The 15,445-nt window shown below is 71.7% G+C and carries 18 protein-coding genes and 1 pseudogene; 10 read left to right on the top strand and 9 right to left on the bottom strand.

Translation table 11 applies throughout. The features are described 5' to 3' along the window. Window positions 1-141 precede the first annotated feature (141 nt). The 5 genes from BJ984_RS05335 (at window position 142) to BJ984_RS05355 (ending at window position 4,213) form a co-directional block, all read left to right on the top strand. Window positions 142-1,215 carry a permuted SH3 domain-containing protein gene (locus BJ984_RS05335; protein ID WP_271206411.1) on the top strand — a complete coding sequence of 358 codons (1,074 nt, stop codon included), beginning with the start codon at window positions 142-144 and terminating at the stop codon, window positions 1,213-1,215. After that, on the top strand, window positions 1,212-1,979 hold the full coding sequence (locus tag BJ984_RS05340) for an ABC transporter ATP-binding protein (protein WP_179547150.1): 768 nt from the start codon (window positions 1,212-1,214) through the stop codon (window positions 1,977-1,979). Before BJ984_RS05335 ends, BJ984_RS05340 begins: the two co-directional genes overlap by 4 nt. Further along, window positions 1,976-3,220 carry an ABC transporter permease gene (locus BJ984_RS05345; RefSeq protein ID WP_179547151.1) on the top strand — a complete coding sequence of 415 codons (1,245 nt, stop codon included), beginning with the start codon at window positions 1,976-1,978 and terminating at the stop codon, window positions 3,218-3,220. The genes BJ984_RS05340 and BJ984_RS05345 overlap by 4 nt, the downstream gene beginning before the upstream one ends. A 145-nt stretch (window positions 3,221-3,365) precedes the next feature. Further along, on the top strand, window positions 3,366-3,785 hold the full coding sequence (locus BJ984_RS05350) for an Asp23/Gls24 family envelope stress response protein (protein ID WP_179547152.1): 420 nt from the start codon (window positions 3,366-3,368) through the stop codon (window positions 3,783-3,785). Beyond that, the gene (locus BJ984_RS05355; RefSeq protein WP_179547153.1) at window positions 3,782-4,213 is read left to right on the top strand and encodes an Asp23/Gls24 family envelope stress response protein; all 432 of its coding nucleotides are present in this window, start codon (window positions 3,782-3,784) and stop codon (window positions 4,211-4,213) included. Before BJ984_RS05350 ends, BJ984_RS05355 begins: the two co-directional genes overlap by 4 nt. An 88-nt stretch (window positions 4,214-4,301) precedes the next feature. Here the strand turns inward: BJ984_RS05355 and BJ984_RS05360 are convergent, their stop codons facing one another. The 5 genes and pseudogenes from BJ984_RS05360 to BJ984_RS05375 form a co-directional block, all read right to left on the bottom strand. Next, window positions 4,302-4,727: a hypothetical protein gene (locus tag BJ984_RS05360; RefSeq protein ID WP_179547154.1), complete on the bottom strand. Its 426-nt coding sequence runs from the start codon at window positions 4,725-4,727 to the stop codon at window positions 4,302-4,304. A 74-nt stretch (window positions 4,728-4,801) separates the two neighbouring features. Then, a complete protein-coding gene (locus BJ984_RS05365) occupies window positions 4,802-5,380 on the bottom strand; it encodes a hypothetical protein (protein ID WP_179547155.1) in 579 nt (192 codons plus the stop codon). Window positions 5,381-5,496: 116 nt separating this feature from the next. Continuing rightward, window positions 5,497-6,906 (bottom strand): L-serine ammonia-lyase, encoded by a 1,410-nt coding sequence (locus BJ984_RS18570; protein ID WP_246306600.1) that lies wholly within the window; start codon window positions 6,904-6,906, stop codon window positions 5,497-5,499. A 291-nt stretch (window positions 6,907-7,197) separates the two neighbouring features. Continuing rightward, window positions 7,198-8,064: pseudogene (locus tag BJ984_RS18895) on the bottom strand (alpha/beta hydrolase); the annotation flags it as partial. Beyond that, complete coding sequence (locus BJ984_RS05375) at window positions 8,064-8,912, bottom strand: alpha/beta fold hydrolase (protein WP_179547157.1); 849 nt, start codon at window positions 8,910-8,912, stop codon at window positions 8,064-8,066. The pseudogene BJ984_RS18895 and the gene BJ984_RS05375, both read right to left, overlap by 1 nt. Before the next feature lie 132 nt (window positions 8,913-9,044). Between BJ984_RS05375 and BJ984_RS05380 the strand changes: the two genes are divergently transcribed. Further along, on the top strand, window positions 9,045-9,617 hold the full coding sequence (locus BJ984_RS05380; protein ID WP_179547158.1) for a TetR/AcrR family transcriptional regulator: 573 nt from the start codon (window positions 9,045-9,047) through the stop codon (window positions 9,615-9,617). Between the two features lie 19 nt (window positions 9,618-9,636). Here the strand turns inward: BJ984_RS05380 and BJ984_RS05385 are convergent, their stop codons facing one another. Beyond that, window positions 9,637-10,992, bottom strand: a complete 1,356-nt coding sequence (locus BJ984_RS05385; RefSeq protein WP_179547159.1) for an APC family permease — start codon at window positions 10,990-10,992, stop codon at window positions 9,637-9,639. Window positions 10,993-11,184: 192 nt separating this feature from the next. Here BJ984_RS05385 and BJ984_RS05390 point away from each other — a divergent pair, with 192 nt between their 5' ends. Beyond that, window positions 11,185-11,460: a type II toxin-antitoxin system HicA family toxin gene (locus tag BJ984_RS05390; protein ID WP_179547160.1), complete on the top strand. Its 276-nt coding sequence runs from the start codon at window positions 11,185-11,187 to the stop codon at window positions 11,458-11,460. Window positions 11,461-11,532: 72 nt separating this feature from the next. Then, entirely contained in the window at window positions 11,533-12,444 is a 912-nt protein-coding gene (locus tag BJ984_RS05395) for a cation diffusion facilitator family transporter (RefSeq protein WP_179547161.1), read from the top strand. Window positions 12,445-12,458: 14 nt separating this feature from the next. Here the strand turns inward: BJ984_RS05395 and BJ984_RS05400 are convergent, their stop codons facing one another. Continuing rightward, window positions 12,459-12,716: a type II toxin-antitoxin system RelE family toxin gene (locus tag BJ984_RS05400; protein WP_179549327.1), complete on the bottom strand. Its 258-nt coding sequence runs from the start codon at window positions 12,714-12,716 to the stop codon at window positions 12,459-12,461. 95 nt (window positions 12,717-12,811) lie between these two features. Further along, a complete protein-coding gene (locus tag BJ984_RS05405; protein WP_179547162.1) occupies window positions 12,812-13,333 on the bottom strand; it encodes a hypothetical protein in 522 nt (173 codons plus the stop codon). A gap of 84 nt (window positions 13,334-13,417) precedes the next feature. Here BJ984_RS05405 and BJ984_RS05410 point away from each other — a divergent pair, with 84 nt between their 5' ends. Beyond that, complete coding sequence (locus BJ984_RS05410; protein ID WP_179547163.1) at window positions 13,418-14,638, top strand: kynureninase; 1,221 nt, start codon at window positions 13,418-13,420, stop codon at window positions 14,636-14,638. A 40-nt stretch (window positions 14,639-14,678) separates the two neighbouring features. Here BJ984_RS05410 and BJ984_RS05415 read toward each other — a convergent pair whose 3' ends face one another. Beyond that, the gene (locus BJ984_RS05415; RefSeq protein WP_179547164.1) at window positions 14,679-15,134 is read right to left on the bottom strand and encodes a MarR family winged helix-turn-helix transcriptional regulator; all 456 of its coding nucleotides are present in this window, start codon (window positions 15,132-15,134) and stop codon (window positions 14,679-14,681) included. Window positions 15,135-15,156: 22 nt separating this feature from the next. Between BJ984_RS05415 and BJ984_RS05420 the strand changes: the two genes are divergently transcribed. Beyond that, window positions 15,157-15,402 (top strand): hypothetical protein, encoded by a 246-nt coding sequence (locus BJ984_RS05420; RefSeq protein WP_173183037.1) that lies wholly within the window; start codon window positions 15,157-15,159, stop codon window positions 15,400-15,402. The last annotated feature ends 43 nt before the right edge of the window (window positions 15,403-15,445 follow it).

Below are 15,445 nucleotides of genomic sequence, written 5' to 3' on the forward strand. Positions count from 1 at the left end.
CTTTCGGTGGGATGCAGGAGGGTGCGGAGCTGCGCTGCTGTGACGGCGCATTAGGATTGCCTAACCAAACTACGTGAGTCGTCGGTCCGATTGCAAACCCCCTAGGATTCGATGCGGGGGACAGGAAGGTACGACGTGGGTGTGGCGAGGAGATGGGTCTTCCCGGTCATCCGGATCATTCTGATCGCGGTGATCGCAGTGGCTCTGGGCAAGCTGGCGTTCTTCCCGGACAAGCCGGCCGAGGCCGACCCGGCGGTGCCCACGGGCGCGCTGGTCGAGCCGACGGTCGCCGTCGCGCGGGGCACGATCACGAACGACGTCGTGCTCGACGCGACCGTCTCGGCCGACCCGGCGGTGCCGGTCAAGTCGACCGCCGCGGGCGCCGTCGACGAGGTGTTCGCCGCGGTCGGTGCCTCGATCGCGGCCGGTGACGTGGTGTTCGACGTGAAGGTCGAGATCGAGCGCGACCCCGGCGAGACCGTCGACGCCGAGGGCAAGCCGCTGCCGGCGATCTTCCGCTACGAGCAGGTGCTCGCGCCCATCACGGGCACGCTCAGCTCGCTCGGCGTGATCCCCGGGCAGACGGTCACGATCGGCGAGGCCGCCGGGCAGATGGCGCCGCCGACCTTCTCGGTGTCGGGCTCGCTGCAGCCCGCGCAGCAGTACCGCCTGGTGAGTCAGCCGACCGAGGCGTCGGTGGCGATCACCGGCGGGCCGGCTCCGTTCACCTGCACGGGGCTCAGCATCCGCACGCCGCTGGCGGGGGCGTCGGAGGGCGGCTCGGGCGGGAGCGGCGGGGGCGTCACGGGTGGCGCGACCGACGGCGGGGGAGGCGCAGGCGGGGGTGGAGCATCCGGGAGCACCACCACCGTGAGCTGCCCGGTGCCCGACGGCGTGACGGTGTTCCCGGGGCTCGCCGCTCAGCTGACCATCGCGGGCGGGAAGGCCGAGAACGTGCTCGTCGTGCCGACCACGGCCGTGCGCGGAGCCGCCCAGACCGGCGCCGTCTGGGTCGTCACCGCCGACGGAGCGAACGAGGAGCGGGCCGTCGGACTCGGCCTCAGCGACGGCAGCACGGTGGAGATCACCGGCGGGCTCGCCGAGGGCGACACCGTGCTGCAGTTCGCCCCCGGCGCCTCGGCCGTGCCCGCCGACGGCATGGAGGGCTGCACCACGCTGCCCGACGGCAGCGGCGTCTGCGGACCGGTCTCGTGACCCTGCTGCACCTCGCGTCGGTGACGCGCACGGTGCTGCCTCCCGACCAGCCGGCGCTGACCATCCTGAACGGCGTCGACCTCGACGTGGAGGAGGACGACCGCATCTCGGTCGTCGGCCGGTCGGGTTCGGGCAAGTCGACGCTGCTGAACCTGCTCGGCCTGCTCGACACCCCCACCAGCGGCGTGCTCGAGTTCGCCGGGCGGCCCGTGAAGGACTACTCCTCGGGCGAGCGCGACCGGGTGCGCGGGCGCGAGATCGGCTTCGTCTTCCAGCAGTTCAACCTGCTGCCGGGGCGCACCGCGCTCGAGAACGTGATCATGCCGCTGCTCTACGCCGAGGGGCGGCAGTTCTGGCGGCGGCGGGCCATCGCGGCCGAGATGCTCGAGGAGGTGGGGCTCGGGCACCGCCTCGAGAGCCTGCCCGACCGGCTCTCGGGCGGAGAGCAGCAGCGGGTCGCGATCGCGCGCTCGCTCGTGCGCGGGCCGCGGCTGATCCTGGCCGACGAGCCGACCGGGGCGCTCGACCTCGACACGGGGCAGAGCGTGATGGAGCTGATCGACGAGGTCGCCGCGCGCACGAATGCGGCGCTCGTGGTGATCACGCACGACCCGGCGATCGCCGAGCGGTCGCGGGACCACTACCGGCTCGATCACGGGGTGCTGACGCGGGTGGGGGCCGGTGTTGGTGCGAATGCGAGTTCTGCCGCCGGGGCCGGGGCTGAGGCCGTTGCCGGGGCTGACGCCGGGGCCGGGGCCGCATGAGCCGCCTGCTGACCGGCCTGCTCGGGGCCGTGCTCGAGGCGTGGCAGGAGCTGCGCATCCACCGCACCCGCGTGCTGCTCTCGCTGATCGGCGTCGCCGTGGCCGTCTGCTCGCTCACCACCGTCGTCGCGCTCGGCGGCATCCTGCAGCAGTCGACCGCCGAGCTGAGCGAGCGGCAGAGCGGACGGCCGGCGACGCTGTACGTCTCGGCCTACCGCGACGACGGCGGGCAGGTCGACGCGGAGACGCTCCAGACGGCGTGGACGGAGACCGTCTCGCGCTACGGCATCGATTACGCCAGCCGCGTGGTGAACGCCTCCGTGCCCGTCGACTCGCCGAACGGGGTGCTCTCGGTCGGCACCCAGGCCGTCGACCAGCCCTACGGCGAGATGCACCGGGTGCGCATCTCGGAGGGGTCCTGGTTCAGCGCGGACGACGACGAGCAGCTCGCGCCCCGCGTCATCGTCAACTCGGTCTTCTGGGACTCCCTCGGGCAGCCGGCGCTCGACGCGCATCCACTGCTCTCGCTCGGCGGCGACGAGGGTACGACGGCGGTGATCGTCGGGGTCTACCCCTCGGCCGACTGGGAGACCGAGCCGGCGATGTTCATGCTCGCCGACCAGCTCGCGGCCTTCCAGCAGGCGGATGCCGGGGCCGGCGCCGCGACGGACCCCTTCGCCGGGTCGTCGGTGCAGTACGAGCTGTGGGTGCCGACCGGTGACTGGGAGGCGCTCGCCGCGGCGGTGAAGCGCGACCTCGCGGCGGCGGTCGGAGACGGGGCGACCGTCGACGTGCAGCGGCAGGACGCCGCGCAGTACGGCGACGACCCCTTCCTCGTCACGCAGATGATCGTGGGCGGCATCGCCCTGCTGGTGCTGCTGCTCGGGGCGCTCGGACTCGTGAACATCGCCCTCGTGACGGTGAAGCAGCGGGTGCGGGAGATCGGCATCCGTCGCAGCTTCGGCGCGACCGCCGGGCGGGTGTTCTTCGCGGTGATGATGGAGAGCGTCGTCGCGACGATCGCCGCGGGCGCCGTCGGGGTGGCCGCGGCCATCCTGATCGTGCAGAGCCCGATGGTGCACGACCTCGTCGGTCAGGGGCTCGTCACCGACTTCCCGCCGTTCCCCGTCGACGCGGCGGTGCTGGGGCTCGTGGCGGCGTCGGCCGTGGGGGCGCTGGCGGGCATCCTGCCGGCGCTCGTCGCGGTGCGCGTCAAGGTCATCGACGCCATCCGCTACTGAGCCCGCACTGCGGCGCTGAGCCCGGTGGCGCATCCTCTCTGAATGCTGCCTGGGTGCGTGTGCGCTCCTCGATCCTGATCACGTCTCACTGGTGAAGACCCGCTTCGGAGCCTCCACCCGGGAGGCCCCCACCCAAGGAGAGATCATGACCGACACCACCACCGCCAAGCACTCCACCACCGCCTCGAAGGGCAGCAACACCATCGCCGACGGCGTGGTCGAGAAGGTCGCCGGCATCGCCGCGCGCGAGGTCCGCGGCGTGCACGACCTGGGTGGCGGGGCCGCTCGGGCCATCGGCGCCATCCGCAACGCGATCAACGCGCAGGACCGCGGCCAGGGCGTCAAGGTCGAGGTCGGCGAGCGCCAGGTCGCCGCCGACATCACCGTCGTCGCCGAGTACCCCGTCGACCTGCAGAAGCTCGCCGACGACATCCGCGAGAGCGTCAGCCGCGCGATCACCACCGTCGTCGGCATGGAGATCGCCGAGGTCAACGTGACGGTCTCCGACGTGCACATCCCCTCCGACGACGAGGGCGACGACGCCGCCGAGAGCCGCGTCGCGTGACCTCGCCGACCGCCGCGGGTCGGCACGTCGAGCCGATCGATCTGAGCCAGGTGCCCGCGCCGGCCGGGGTCGAGCCCGATCCCGCCGAGATCCTGGCGCGCACCGTCGCCGACACCGCCCTCGGCGTGAGCGGCGTGCACCGGCTCGGCACCCCCTTCGGGCGGGCCGTCGACTCGGTGCGCCGCTCGGCCTTCGGGTCGGGCTCCAACCCCGGCGTCGTGATCTCCCAGCGTGACGACGGTCTCGCGATCTCGGTGTCGCTCGTGGTCGAGTACCCGGCGAACGTCACCGAGGTCGCGGAGACGGCCCGCACCCAGATCGCGCACGCGGTCGGGCAGCTGCACGAGCATCCGATCGCCGTCGACGTGACGATCACCGACGTGCACGGCCCCTTCGACGCGACGACGAGCACGGGGTCACCGGAGTAATCGGGCGCCGTACGCTCCGGACGAATAATCGGCACCACGGCGACCACTTTGGCGGCGGAGGGCCGGAAACCCGTCCGGAGCGTACGGGTCAGGCGGGGAGCAGGGTGACGGGTGCGTGCTCCTGGCGGATGACGCCGTCGATGACCGCGAAGCCGCGCACCTCGGGCTGGGAGTCGAGGCAGAGGGCGGGCTCGGCGAGGTCGAGCGTGACGCAGACGGGGCCGTCGGGGTAGGTGACCTCGGCGTCGTCGTGCCGCCGCTCGAGGTCGCCGCAGCGGCTGAACACGTTCACGGACTGCGGCTCGAACACCGCGTAGAGGGTCACCCGGCGGCCCGCCCCGTCGCGCAGCGCGTCGACCCCCAGCACGACGGCCTCCACGCGCCCGGCCGGCAGCACGTCGGACAGCGCGAACGTCAGCACCAGGCAGTAGTCGACCGCCGTCTCGACGAACGCGCCCAGCATCGGCCAGCCCGCCCGGTCGGTGCCGCGCGCCTCGGCCTCGCGCTCGCGCATGTCGTCCCTCCTGCCCTCGGTGCGTCCACCGTCGGCCCGAAGGCGATCGACGGAGTGGGGGTTGACATCGCCGCCTACTCGACGCGCCTCGGCTCCAGCTGGTCGCTGAAGGAGAGCGAGTTCTCACCCGGCAGCGTGATCTCGAAGCTGCCCGCGATCACGAACCCGTCGATCTCGGGGTTGTCGGCCGCCCAGGAGACGGCGACGCCGACGTACACGGTGCCCTGCGGAAGGGCCAGACCGGGGGCGACGAGGACGAGCGGTTCGTCGCCCGGGAGCGAACCGCGCACGAAGGCGGGATTGCTCAAGGGGACCACGTCATTGCTGTCGCCGCCCACCGGTACGGTGTCGGTCAGGTCGTCGTCGAAAGCCATCGTGACGACGCCCGCCGTGAGGCCCGTCGACGGGGTGTACCCCGTCAGGGTGATCGTCGCCGAGTCGGCGGTCACCGCCGCACCCGAGTTCGTGATCGCGATCACGGCCAGCACAGCGGTCTCGTCCGGGAGCTCGATGTAGGCGGCAGCGAAGTCGACCGTGATCGTCGTGCTGGCGGCGGCCGCGGGGGCGCCGACGGCGACGGCGATGACCGGCACCGACCACGCGGCTCCGGCGAGCACGGTGCGGCGGTCGACGGGCGTGGTGGGGAGGGCCATGGCGTCAGCCTAGGGAGCAGCCGGCCCCGGACGCGCGCCCCCGACCGGGGCAGGGCCCGGCGGCGATACCCGCAGCAGCCCGAGCGGCACGCGCAGCAGCACCCTCAGCAGCACCCTCAGCAGTTGGGGACGTTCACCGCGAGCCCCCCGCGCGCCGTCTCCTTGTACTTGCTCGACATGTCGGCGCCGGTCTCGCGCATCGTCGCGATCACCTGGTCGAGCGAGACGTGGTGCGTGCCGTCGCCCCAGAGCGCCATCTTCGCCGCGTTCACGGCCTTCGCGGCGGCGAGGGCGTTGCGCTCGATGCACGGCACCTGCACGAGCCCGCCGATCGGGTCGCAGGTGAGGCCGAGGTTGTGCTCCATCGCGATCTCGGCCGCGTTCTCGACCTGGCGCGGGGTTCCGCCGAGCACCGCAGCGAGCCCGGCCGCCGCCATCGACGACGCCGATCCGACCTCGCCCTGGCAGCCGACCTCGGCACCCGAGATCGAGGCGTTGCTCTTGTAGAGCGCCCCGACGGCCGCCGCCGTCAACAGGAACTCCGTCACGATGCCGCGGTGCGCATCCTGAACCAGCGAACGCGGCGTGTAGTGCAGCGCGTAGTACAGCACCGCCGGGATGATGCCCGCCGCCCCGTTCGTCGGCGCCGTCACGACCCGCCCGCCCGAGGCGTTCTCCTCGTTCACCGCGAGGGCCACGAGGTTCACCCGCTCCTGCCAGAACTCGGGCCGCCGCTCGGGGTCGACCACGTCGAGGTGCGCGTGCAGCACCCCGGCCCGCCGCCGCACGTTCAGCCCGCCCGGCAGCACGCCGGTGCGCGTGAGGGCGTTCCGCCAGCACGCGTCCATCGCCTGCTCGATCGCGACCAGGCCGTCGTCGAGGGCCGTGGCCGGGCGCGTGGCGAGCTCGTTCCGCCGCACGACCTCGGCGATCGACAGTGCCGTCTCGTCGCAGCGCGCGAGCAGCTCGTCGCCCGTGGCGAAGGGCAGGGGCACCGGATGCTCGTCCCGCCCGATCGCGCCCTCGTCGTCGCCCTCGCGCAGCACGAACCCGCCGCCGACCGAGTAGTACGTCTCGGTGACGAGCCCCGCGCCCGCCGCATCGACGGCCGAGAGCGTGAGCGCGTTCGGATGCCGCGGCGCGATCGTCAGCGGCCGCAGCACGAAGTCGGCCACGGCGCACCGCACCGCGAACTGCCCGGCGAGCCGCACGACCCCCGAGGTGCCGATCGCGGTGAGCCGCTCCTCGGCCTCCGACGGCAGCGTCGTCTCGGGCCGCAGCCCCTCGAGCCCGAGCTGGATCGCGCCGAAGGTGCCGTGTCCCGACCCGGTCGCCGCCAGCGACCCGAAGAGCGTCACCCGCACCTCGGCGGTGGCGTCCAGCACAGCGGGGGAGAGGGAGTTGGCGAAGGCGTTCGCCGCGCGCATCGGCCCGACCGTGTGCGAGCTCGAGGGCCCGAGACCGATGGTGAAGAGGTCGAAGACGCCGGCCAGTCGTGGCGGCGTCGCCGTGGATGATCCGCTCATCGCGCACTGCTCCTTCATGCCCGGCGTCGTGTGCCGGGCGCTCCGGCCGCGCGGGGTGGGCGGGCGCGGAGTCGTTCGACTGTACCCGCGCGCCCACCGCCGATCAAGACCGCGCCCGGCGGCAGACCGCGGCCGCCCCCGCGTCAGCCGGCGCGTGCAGGAGCCGGACGCGATCGCCGCCGCATCCGGCCCCCTTCGTCGCAGCGCGAGACGCCGCCGCACCCACTCGCCGCGGGTGCGCCGAGCCGCCCGGGACAGTTCGGCGTCGGGCGCGAGCAGCTCGAACAGGTGGTAGCCGCCCGGCCAGACGTGCAGCTCGGCGTCACCGCCCGCGGCCCAGATGGCGCTCGCGTAGGCCACGTCCTCGTCCCGGAACACCTCGGCGGACCCCACCTCGATGTACGTCGGCGGCAGCCCGGCGAGACTGTCGGCGCTCGCCGGGGACTCGTAGGGAGTCAGCGACCCACCGTGCCGGCGGTCGCCGAGGAGGAAGTCCCAGCCCGTCTCGTTGCTCGTTCGGTCCCAGATGCCGACGCCGTCGATCTGCCGCGCGGACACCGAGTCGTTCCGCTCGTCGAGCATCCCGTACATGATCACCTGGCCGGCGAGGACTGGCCCGCCGCGGTCCCTGGCCATCAGGGTGATGCCCGCCGTGAGCCCGCCCCCGGCGCTGCCGCCGATGGTGAACAGCCGCTCGGGGTCGATGCCGAGCTCGGCGGCGTGCGCGGCCGTCCAGCGCAACGCGGTGTAGCTGTCCTCGAGAGCGGCGGGTGCCGGATGCTCGGGGGCCAACCGGTACTCGACGGTCACGACCACGGCATCGAACTGATCGACGTAGTCCAGCACCGGCTCGACGCCCACGAAGCGGTCGCCGAAGATCATCCCGCCCACGTGGGTGAAGAAGAATCCGGGACCGGTGGTGTGGCCCGGGCGGCTGAACACCGAGACAAGGAGCTCGGGTGCGCCGTCTGGCCCCGGCACGATGGTCTCACGGTGCTCGAGATCGCGCTCGGCGAGCAGCTGATCGAGCGTCTTCGTGAAACCCGGACCGCGGAGCGCCTCGAGATGCTCCGGCAGCAGCGTCGGACTGATGGACTGGTTGACGACGTCGAGCACGACCTTCAGTTCGGGGTCGAACGGGGGAGGCGAGATCGTCATCACTTGCCCGCCGCCCGTTCGATCAGCTTCGCCACGTCGGCGGGCTTCTCGAGCATCGAGAGGTGGTCGGCCTTGACCTCGACCACGGTTCCGCCGGCGCGCGACGCCATGGCGCGCTGGCCGTCGGCCGGGATGACCCGGTCCTCGGTACCGATCAGGAAGAAGCTGGGCAGCGTCTTCCACGCCGGGGCACCGGACGGCTCCTGGAGGGCGCCACCGGCGATCGGCCGCTGTGAGGCCGCGAGGACAGCGGCGTCGTGTCGGTCGAGGTGCGCGGCGAACGCCGCCGCGAAGCCAGACCGCTTGACGTAGAGGTCGGGGTTCCCCGCGGGCAGGTTCGGATCCTGCACCGCGTCGAACACCTCACTCGGGTCGGCAGCGAGGGCCGAACCGGGTACCGCCCCCGCGAGCTGCACGATCGTCTCGCCCTGATCGGGTGCGAACGCGTCGATGTAGGCGAGCGCGGTGACGCTGGGGGTCTGAGCCGCGGCGTTGGTGATCACCGCGCCACCGTAGGAGTGGCCGACGAGAACGACCGGTCCGGTGGTGGCCTGGTTCACGAACGCGGCGACGGTTCCGGCGTCGGCGGCGAGGCCGCGCAACGGGTTCGGCGCGGACAGCACCGTGAAGCCGTCCTTCTGCAGGCGGGCGGTGACCGGGGCGAAGCTCGAGGAATCCGCCCAGGCGCCGTGCACCAGCACGATCGTCGGCTTGGCGGAGGGACGAGCGGCGATCTCGGCTGCCGCGGCAGGGACGGCCGAAGCGGCGGCGAGGCCGGTCAGCGCGGCGACTGCGGTGACAGCGGCGGCGAGTCCCCGGTGGGAGCGCCGCGAGCGATGGAGTGACATGGAATGCCTTTCGGTAAGTAGAACGATCGGTCGTTCTTGGTTAAAGAAAGCACTCGGTCCGGCTCCTGTCAACCTGGTTTAGAACAATTTCATCGGTAGATATACCGTTCGTTCTTGTGTATGATCACGGGCATGCCTGCACGCACCCGCGACTCACTTCCGCCTCGCGAGCATCTGCTCGAGGTGGCCGCCGGGCTGTTCTACCGCGAGGGCATCAACTCGGTGGGCATCGACCAGATCGTGCGGGCGGCCGGTGTCACGCGGGCCACCCTGTATCGGCACTTTCCCGGTAAGGAGGCGCTCGTCGTGGCCTACCTGCAGCGCGAGGACGAACTGCTCCGGGCGGTCTTCGCGCAGGGCGAGGCGCAGGCGGTGTCACCCGAGCACATGCTGGAATCCGCGCTGGAGGGCATCGCCGACGATGCGACGCGTCACCATCAGCGGGGCTGCCCCTTCATCAACGCCGCCGCGGAGTTCCCCGACGCCGACAGCGCCGTGCGCCGGGTCGTGGCCGACCATCGGGCCTGGTTCAAGGAGTCGCTCGCGCGCTATCTGAGCGACGCCGGCCGGCCCGAACCGGCCGAGACGGCCGACGCCCTCGGCATCCTGCGCGACGGGGTGCTGATCGGCAGCTACCTCGACGACTCCGCGAGGGTGCGCCGGGCCTTCCTGCGAACCGCGCGGCCTCTCGCCGGGCTCTCCTGAGGAGGCCGGGCGGGTGCCGTCAGGCGCGGCGGCGGTCGCGCATCCGTCGACCGAGCACGGTGGCGAAGTGGAGCACCACGCCCAGCACCAGGAACCCGCCCCCGAAGGCCCAGACGATCGGCTCCTGCTGGGTCAGCAGCAGGATGCACGAGAGCACGCCGAGCACCGGCACGAACGTCCAGACCCGGAAGTGCTCGTGCGAGACCTTGTCCCGCCGCAGCACCAGCACCGCCACGTTCGTGCTGATGAACGAGAACAGCAGCAGCAGCACGACCGCCGAGGCGAGCGTCGCGAGGTCGCCGACGAGCGTCAGCAGCATCGCCACGATCGTGGTGCAGATGATCGCGACCCACGGGGTGCGCCGCTTCGGCAGCACCTTCGCGAGCGGGCTCGGCAGCAGGCCCTCGGTGGCCATGCCGTAGCTCAGCCGGCTCGTCATGATCATCGTGAGCAGCGCCCCGTTGGCCACCGCGATCAGCGCGATCAGGCTGAACAGCCAGTCGGGGATCGGCACACCGCTCGCGGCCACGACCGCCAGCAGCGGCCCCGACGACTCGCCGAGCTCGTCGGCCGGCAGCGCGATCGACGAGGCGAGCCCGACCAGGATGTAGACCACCCCGGCCGTCAGCAGCGCCCCGAACAGCGCCTTCGGGTAGACCTTCGAGGGTCGGCGCACCTCCTCGGCCACGTTCGCCGAGGTCTCGAAGCCGACGAAGGAGTAGTAGGCCACGATGGCGCCGCCGAGCACCGCGAGCGCCGGCGAGGCGTCGGTGGGGAACTGCCCGACGCGCGAGACGTCGCCGCCCCCGCCGCCGAGCATGAGGCCCACGACGACCACCACGATCACGAGCCCCGAGACCTCGATCACGGTCATCACGACGTTGCTCTTCACCGACTCGCTGATGCCGCGCGCGTTGAGCGCCGCCACGAGCAGCAGGAACACCAGCGCCGCGGGGATCGTCGGCACGGGCAGGAACGTCTGCAGGTACTCGCCCGCGAAGGCGATCGCGAGCCCGGCCGCGCTCGTCACCCCGGCGGCGAGCATGCAGAAGCCCACGAGGAACGACACGATCGGCGCCTTGAACGCCCGCTGCGCGAACACCGCGGCGCCGCCCGCCTTCGGGTACTTCGTGACGAGCTCGGCGTACGACCCCGCGGTCAGCAGCGCCAGGATCAGCGCGAGCGCGAGCGGCGCCCAGAGCGCCCCGCCGACCTCGCCGGCCAGCACGCCCATCAGCGCGTAGATGCCCGCCCCGAGCACGTCGCCGAGGATGAACAGGAACAGCAGCGGCCCCGTGATCTTCTTGCGCAGCGGGGTGTCGCCGTCGCCGTCCTCGGTGCCGCTCGGAGCGGTCTCGCGTGTCTCGCTCGTCATGGGGCACACCGTACCCGGCTCGCGTCCCGCTGCCTCCCCCCTTGCCGACCGCCCCGCGTCGAGGCATCTTGCGACAGATGACGGGGCGCCGGCGCTCGGTGCGCGGCTAGGTTGGCGAGCGGATGACCGTGCCCACGGGCATCCGTTCACCATCGTGAACCCACCGAGCTGCACCACCGAAAGGGGCCACCGATGTCCGGCATCGACCACGTCAGCCAGCACCACCGCACCACCCTCGAGAACATCGGCCACCACCCCACCACCCACAACCTGGAGTGGAACGACGTGATCGGCCTGCTCGAGGAGATCGCGGAGGTGCGCGAGGAGCACGACGGCAAGTTCGTCGTGAAGCTCGGCGACGAGCGCCTCGTGCTCACGAAGCCCCGGCACAAGGACGTCGACGAGCAGATGGTGCTCGACCTGCGCCGCATGCTGCGCGGGGCCGGGTACCTGCAGGCGAAGCCCTAGCGGCCGGCCGGCGCTCAGGCGACCCGGCCCGACCAGGCCCCGCGATGCCCGCGCGGGCGTAACGTCGCTCGCATGACCGTCGTCATCGCGTTCCTCGCCAACATCCTCGTGGCCGCCGCCAAGTCGGTCGTCGCCGCGCTCACCGGCTCGGCGTCGATGCTCGCCGAGGCGGCCCACTCGTGGGCGGATGCGGGCAACGAGATCTTCCTGCTGATCGCCGACCGGAGGGCCGAGAAGAAGCAGGACCCCGCGCATCCGCTCGGCTACGGCCGGGACGCCTACATCTTCTCGCTGTTCGCGGCCTTCGGCATCTTCACGGTGGGCGCCGTGGTGTCGGTCTACCACGGCATCCAGAGCCTGGCGGAGCCCGAGGCGGTCGAGGACTACGCCCTCAACTACATCGTGCTCGCGGTGGCCTTCGTGCTCGAGGGATTCTCGCTGACGCAGTCGGTGATGCAGGGGCGTCGCGCCGCGAAGCAGTACGGGCGCGGCTTCTTCGACTACGTCGTGAACGGCTCGAACACGACGCTGCGCTCGGTGTTCTTCGAGGACACAGCGGCCCTTGTCGGCCTCGTCATCGCGGCGGGCGGCATCGGCCTGCACCAGGCGACGGGCGACCCGATGTGGGACGCGGTGGGCTCGATCCTGATCGGGCTGCTGCTCGGCGGGGTGGCGCTGCTCCTGATCAGCCGCAACCGGCGATACCTGCTGGGGGCGGGGCCGAGCAGCTCGTACCGGGCCGAGACGGGGCGGATGCTCCTCGCGCACCCCGAGATCCAGCGCGTCACCTCGCTGTACCTCGAGTTCTCGGGGCCGGGCAAGCTCTTCCTGGTAGCCGCCGTCGACCTGGTCGGCGACCAGAACGAGGACGGCGTGGCCGTCCAGCTCCGCCGCCTCGAGGCCGACCTCGAGCGCGAGGAACTGATCGGCAAGGCCGTCCTCACCCTCGCGGTCAGCGACGAGCCCTCCCTCGACTTCGCCTGAGCCACCCCCGCGCTTCAGCGGTAGACGTCGCGCCGGTTCCGGGCCGAAACCACCACGACCCTGAGCACGCCGTCGTCGATGCGGTAGATCACGCGGAAGTCGCCGGTGCGCACGCGCCGCTCGGGTCGCGCCACGAGCCTCTTCGCAGCGGGAGGACGCGGGTCGTCGGCCGGCAGCTCAATCGCCGCCTGCACCCGCCGCTTGCCCTTGGGCGGCAACTTCTTGATCTCCCTCACCGCCGAGGGGAGAACCTCTACTCGATACCGGCTCATGCGAGACCGAGGTCGCGCTTCACGTCCTCCCACGGGATCGGGGTCAATCTGCACGTCGCCGAACCTGCGCCGCCGTCGGCTCGTTAGGTAGAGCGCTATTCGAACTTGATGTACCACTTGGCTGTGGTCGCGGTGGTGCCGTCGATCCTGAGTACCGCAATGGATCGCGTGACATGGAGTTCGCGCTGGTCGTAGGTAGCGACCGTGCAGTTGTCGGACGTACTGTTCGGCGGCACCTCGGTCGTCCAGCGAAGCAGGGCACCCCAATGGGGAGCGTGAAAGACTCCGTAGATCATCGGCCCGAAGCGCTGATACGAATCGCTGCACGTGAGATAGACGGAGAATTCGGTCGGGTCTCCATCGCTGCGGTGAGGGTCCAGGGACAGCGTGCTGACGTCGACGTTGATCTCGTTGTGAAACCGAGGGTCGAGAGTGATCGAGCGGGAAAGAGTAGGTGGAGCTGTCGGTACTGGGCGTGGTTCGGGTGAACATGCCGGCGGAGGCTCCTCGACGTCGCATTTCGGAAGGCCCGCCGCAGGGCTTGCGTGGGCCATGGCCACAGACCCGAGTAGGAGGATTGCGAAAGTCATCGACCGGGACTTCCAGTTACTGGTCATCTGGCCATCGTAAAGAGAAAGTGAGCAAACGTCACTATATTGCCCCGCTTTGACCCCCGGGCCCGCGTGATGTGTCATAGGGGGATGACCGACCGAACCACGCTCGCCGCGCGGGCCGCCGAGCTCGACGCCGCCGATGCGCTCGCGCCCTTCCGCGACGAGTTCGTCGCCGACCCCGGCGTGCGCGCGTACTTCGACGGCAACTCCCTCGGCCGCCCCTTCGCCGTCACGAAGGAGCGGATGGCGGCGCTCCTCGACGCCTGGGGAGGCCGACTCATCCGCGGCTGGGACGAGCAGTGGATGGTCGCGCCCGAACAGGTCGGCGACCGCATCGGCGCCCTCACCCTCGGCGCCGCCCCCGGCCAGGTCGTCGTCGGCGACTCGACGACGGTACTGCTCTACAAGCTCATCCGGGCCGCGGTGGCCGCCCGTCCCGGCCGCGACGAGATCGCGATCGACGACGACGACTTCCCGACCGACCGCTTCCTCGTCGAGAGCATCGCGCGCGAGTGCGGTCTCACCGTGCGCTGGATCCCGGTGCCCCGCGACGGCGGCCCCGAGCCCGCGCAGATCCAGGAGCTCGTCACCGAGCGCACGGCGCTGCTGCTGCTCAGCCACGTCTCGTACCGGTCGGGCCACCTCGCCGACGTCGAGACGCTCACCCGCCTCGCCCACGACGCCGGCGCGCTCGTGCTCTGGGACGTCTGCCACTCCGTCGGCTCCGTGCCCACCGAGCTCGACCGCTGGGGCGTCGACCTCGCGGTCGGCTGCACCTACAAGTACCTCAACGGCGGCCCGGGCGCTCCCGCCTTCGCCTACGTGCGGGCTGGACTGCAGCCCGAGCTGCGCCAGCCGATCACGGGCTGGATGGGCGCGGCCGATCCCTTCGCGATGGGTGAGCACTACGAGCCGGCGCCGGGAATCCGCCGGGTGCTCAGCGGCACGCCCTCGATCCTCGGCATGCAGCCGATGCTCGACATGCTCGACCTGATCGAGCGGGCGGGCATGCCGGCGGTGCGGGCCAAGTCGGTCGCGCTGACCGGGATGGTCGTCGACGCACTCGACGGCGAACTCGCCGGCCTCGGCCTCACGCTGGCGTCACCCCGCGACCCGTCGCGGCGCGGGGGCCACGTCACGCTCGGGCATCCGGATGCGCAGGCCGTCGTCGCCCGGGCCTGGCAGCGCGACGTCCTCCCCGACTACCGCGCGCCCGGCGGCATCCGCATCGGGCTGTCGCCCCTCAGCACCTCGTTCGCCGAGGTGGCCGACGGGCTCGGCGTGATCGCGGAGTGCATCCGCGGCTGAGCCGACCCCCGCCGCTCGTGTCCGGCCAGGCGGGCGGGGTTCAGGATGCGCTGGCCGGCACCGGCGCGATCCGCCCGATGATCGCCGTCAACCGGGCCTGCAGCTCGAGCAGCTCCTCGACGTCGACGCCGAGCGCCTCGACCACCTGCGACGGCACCTGCTCGGCCCGATCGCGCAGGCGACGCCCTTCCGGCGTCAGCTGCACCGCGAGCTGCCGCTCGTCGCTGGCCGACCGGGCCCGGGTGACGAGGCCCGCCGCCTCGAGTCGCTTCACGAGCGGCGACAGCGTCGCCGGCTCGAGCCGGAGCGCGGCGGCGAGATCGCCGAGCGAGCGAGGCTCCCGCTCCCAGAGCGCCAGCATCACGAGGTACTGCGGATGGGTCAGCCCCAACGGCTCGAGGATCGGCTTGTAGACCCCGATCACCGAGCGGGACGCGACGGCGAGCGCGTAGCAGAGCTGCCGGTCGAGGGCGAGCAGATCGGTGCCGGTCGTCATGATCGTTAGTATACTAATTGTTATGGCACGAAAGAAGGCCCCCCGCGAGCCGAACCCGATGAACCCCTTCGACGGCAAACCCGGCTTCGTGAACCGCCTCAACCGCATCGTCTTCACCTTCACGGGCCCGGCCCAGGTCGGCATCGGCCGCCCCGAGGCGCCCTACGTGCCACCCGCCGACCCCCGCTGCCCCCTCTGCGGCAACCTCATGGCCGACCACACCATCGACCGCACGGGCGAACGCACCCAGCTCCACTGCCCCGCCTGAGGCCGACCCGAACAGGGGGCGTCGTGTCAAGCCCCTTGCCGAG

The sequence above is a fragment of the Herbiconiux flava genome, assembly GCF_013409865.1.
GTDB classification, from domain to species: domain Bacteria; phylum Actinomycetota; class Actinomycetes; order Actinomycetales; family Microbacteriaceae; genus Herbiconiux; species Herbiconiux flava.

Bases quoted from the DNA above. Each gene is read 5' to 3' on its own strand.
- BJ984_RS05400 (WP_179549327.1), bottom strand. From the start codon at position 12,716: ATGAGCCGGTATCGAGTAGAGGTTCTCCCCTCGGCGGTGAGGGAGATC.
- BJ984_RS05415 (WP_179547164.1), bottom strand. From the start codon at position 15,134: ATGACGACCGGCACCGATCTGCTCGCCCTCGACCGGCAGCTCTGCTAC.
- BJ984_RS05365 (WP_179547155.1), bottom strand. From the start codon at position 5,380: ATGGCCCTCCCCACCACGCCCGTCGACCGCCGCACCGTGCTCGCCGGA.
- BJ984_RS05380 (WP_179547158.1), top strand. From the start codon at position 9,045: ATGCCTGCACGCACCCGCGACTCACTTCCGCCTCGCGAGCATCTGCTC.
- BJ984_RS05405 (WP_179547162.1), bottom strand. From the start codon at position 13,333: ATGACCAGTAACTGGAAGTCCCGGTCGATGACTTTCGCAATCCTCCTA.
- BJ984_RS05395 (WP_179547161.1), top strand. From the start codon at position 11,533: ATGACCGTCGTCATCGCGTTCCTCGCCAACATCCTCGTGGCCGCCGCC.
- BJ984_RS05360 (WP_179547154.1), bottom strand. From the start codon at position 4,727: ATGCGCGAGCGCGAGGCCGAGGCGCGCGGCACCGACCGGGCGGGCTGG.
- BJ984_RS18570 (WP_246306600.1), bottom strand. From the start codon at position 6,906: ATGAGCGGATCATCCACGGCGACGCCGCCACGACTGGCCGGCGTCTTC.
- BJ984_RS05350 (WP_179547152.1), top strand. From the start codon at position 3,366: ATGACCGACACCACCACCGCCAAGCACTCCACCACCGCCTCGAAGGGC.
- BJ984_RS05420 (WP_173183037.1), top strand. From the start codon at position 15,157: ATGGCACGAAAGAAGGCCCCCCGCGAGCCGAACCCGATGAACCCCTTC.
- BJ984_RS05345 (WP_179547151.1), top strand. From the start codon at position 1,976: ATGAGCCGCCTGCTGACCGGCCTGCTCGGGGCCGTGCTCGAGGCGTGG.
- BJ984_RS05375 (WP_179547157.1), bottom strand. From the start codon at position 8,912: ATGTCACTCCATCGCTCGCGGCGCTCCCACCGGGGACTCGCCGCCGCT.
- BJ984_RS05390 (WP_179547160.1), top strand. From the start codon at position 11,185: ATGTCCGGCATCGACCACGTCAGCCAGCACCACCGCACCACCCTCGAG.
- BJ984_RS05410 (WP_179547163.1), top strand. From the start codon at position 13,418: ATGACCGACCGAACCACGCTCGCCGCGCGGGCCGCCGAGCTCGACGCC.
- BJ984_RS05385 (WP_179547159.1), bottom strand. From the start codon at position 10,992: ATGACGAGCGAGACACGCGAGACCGCTCCGAGCGGCACCGAGGACGGC.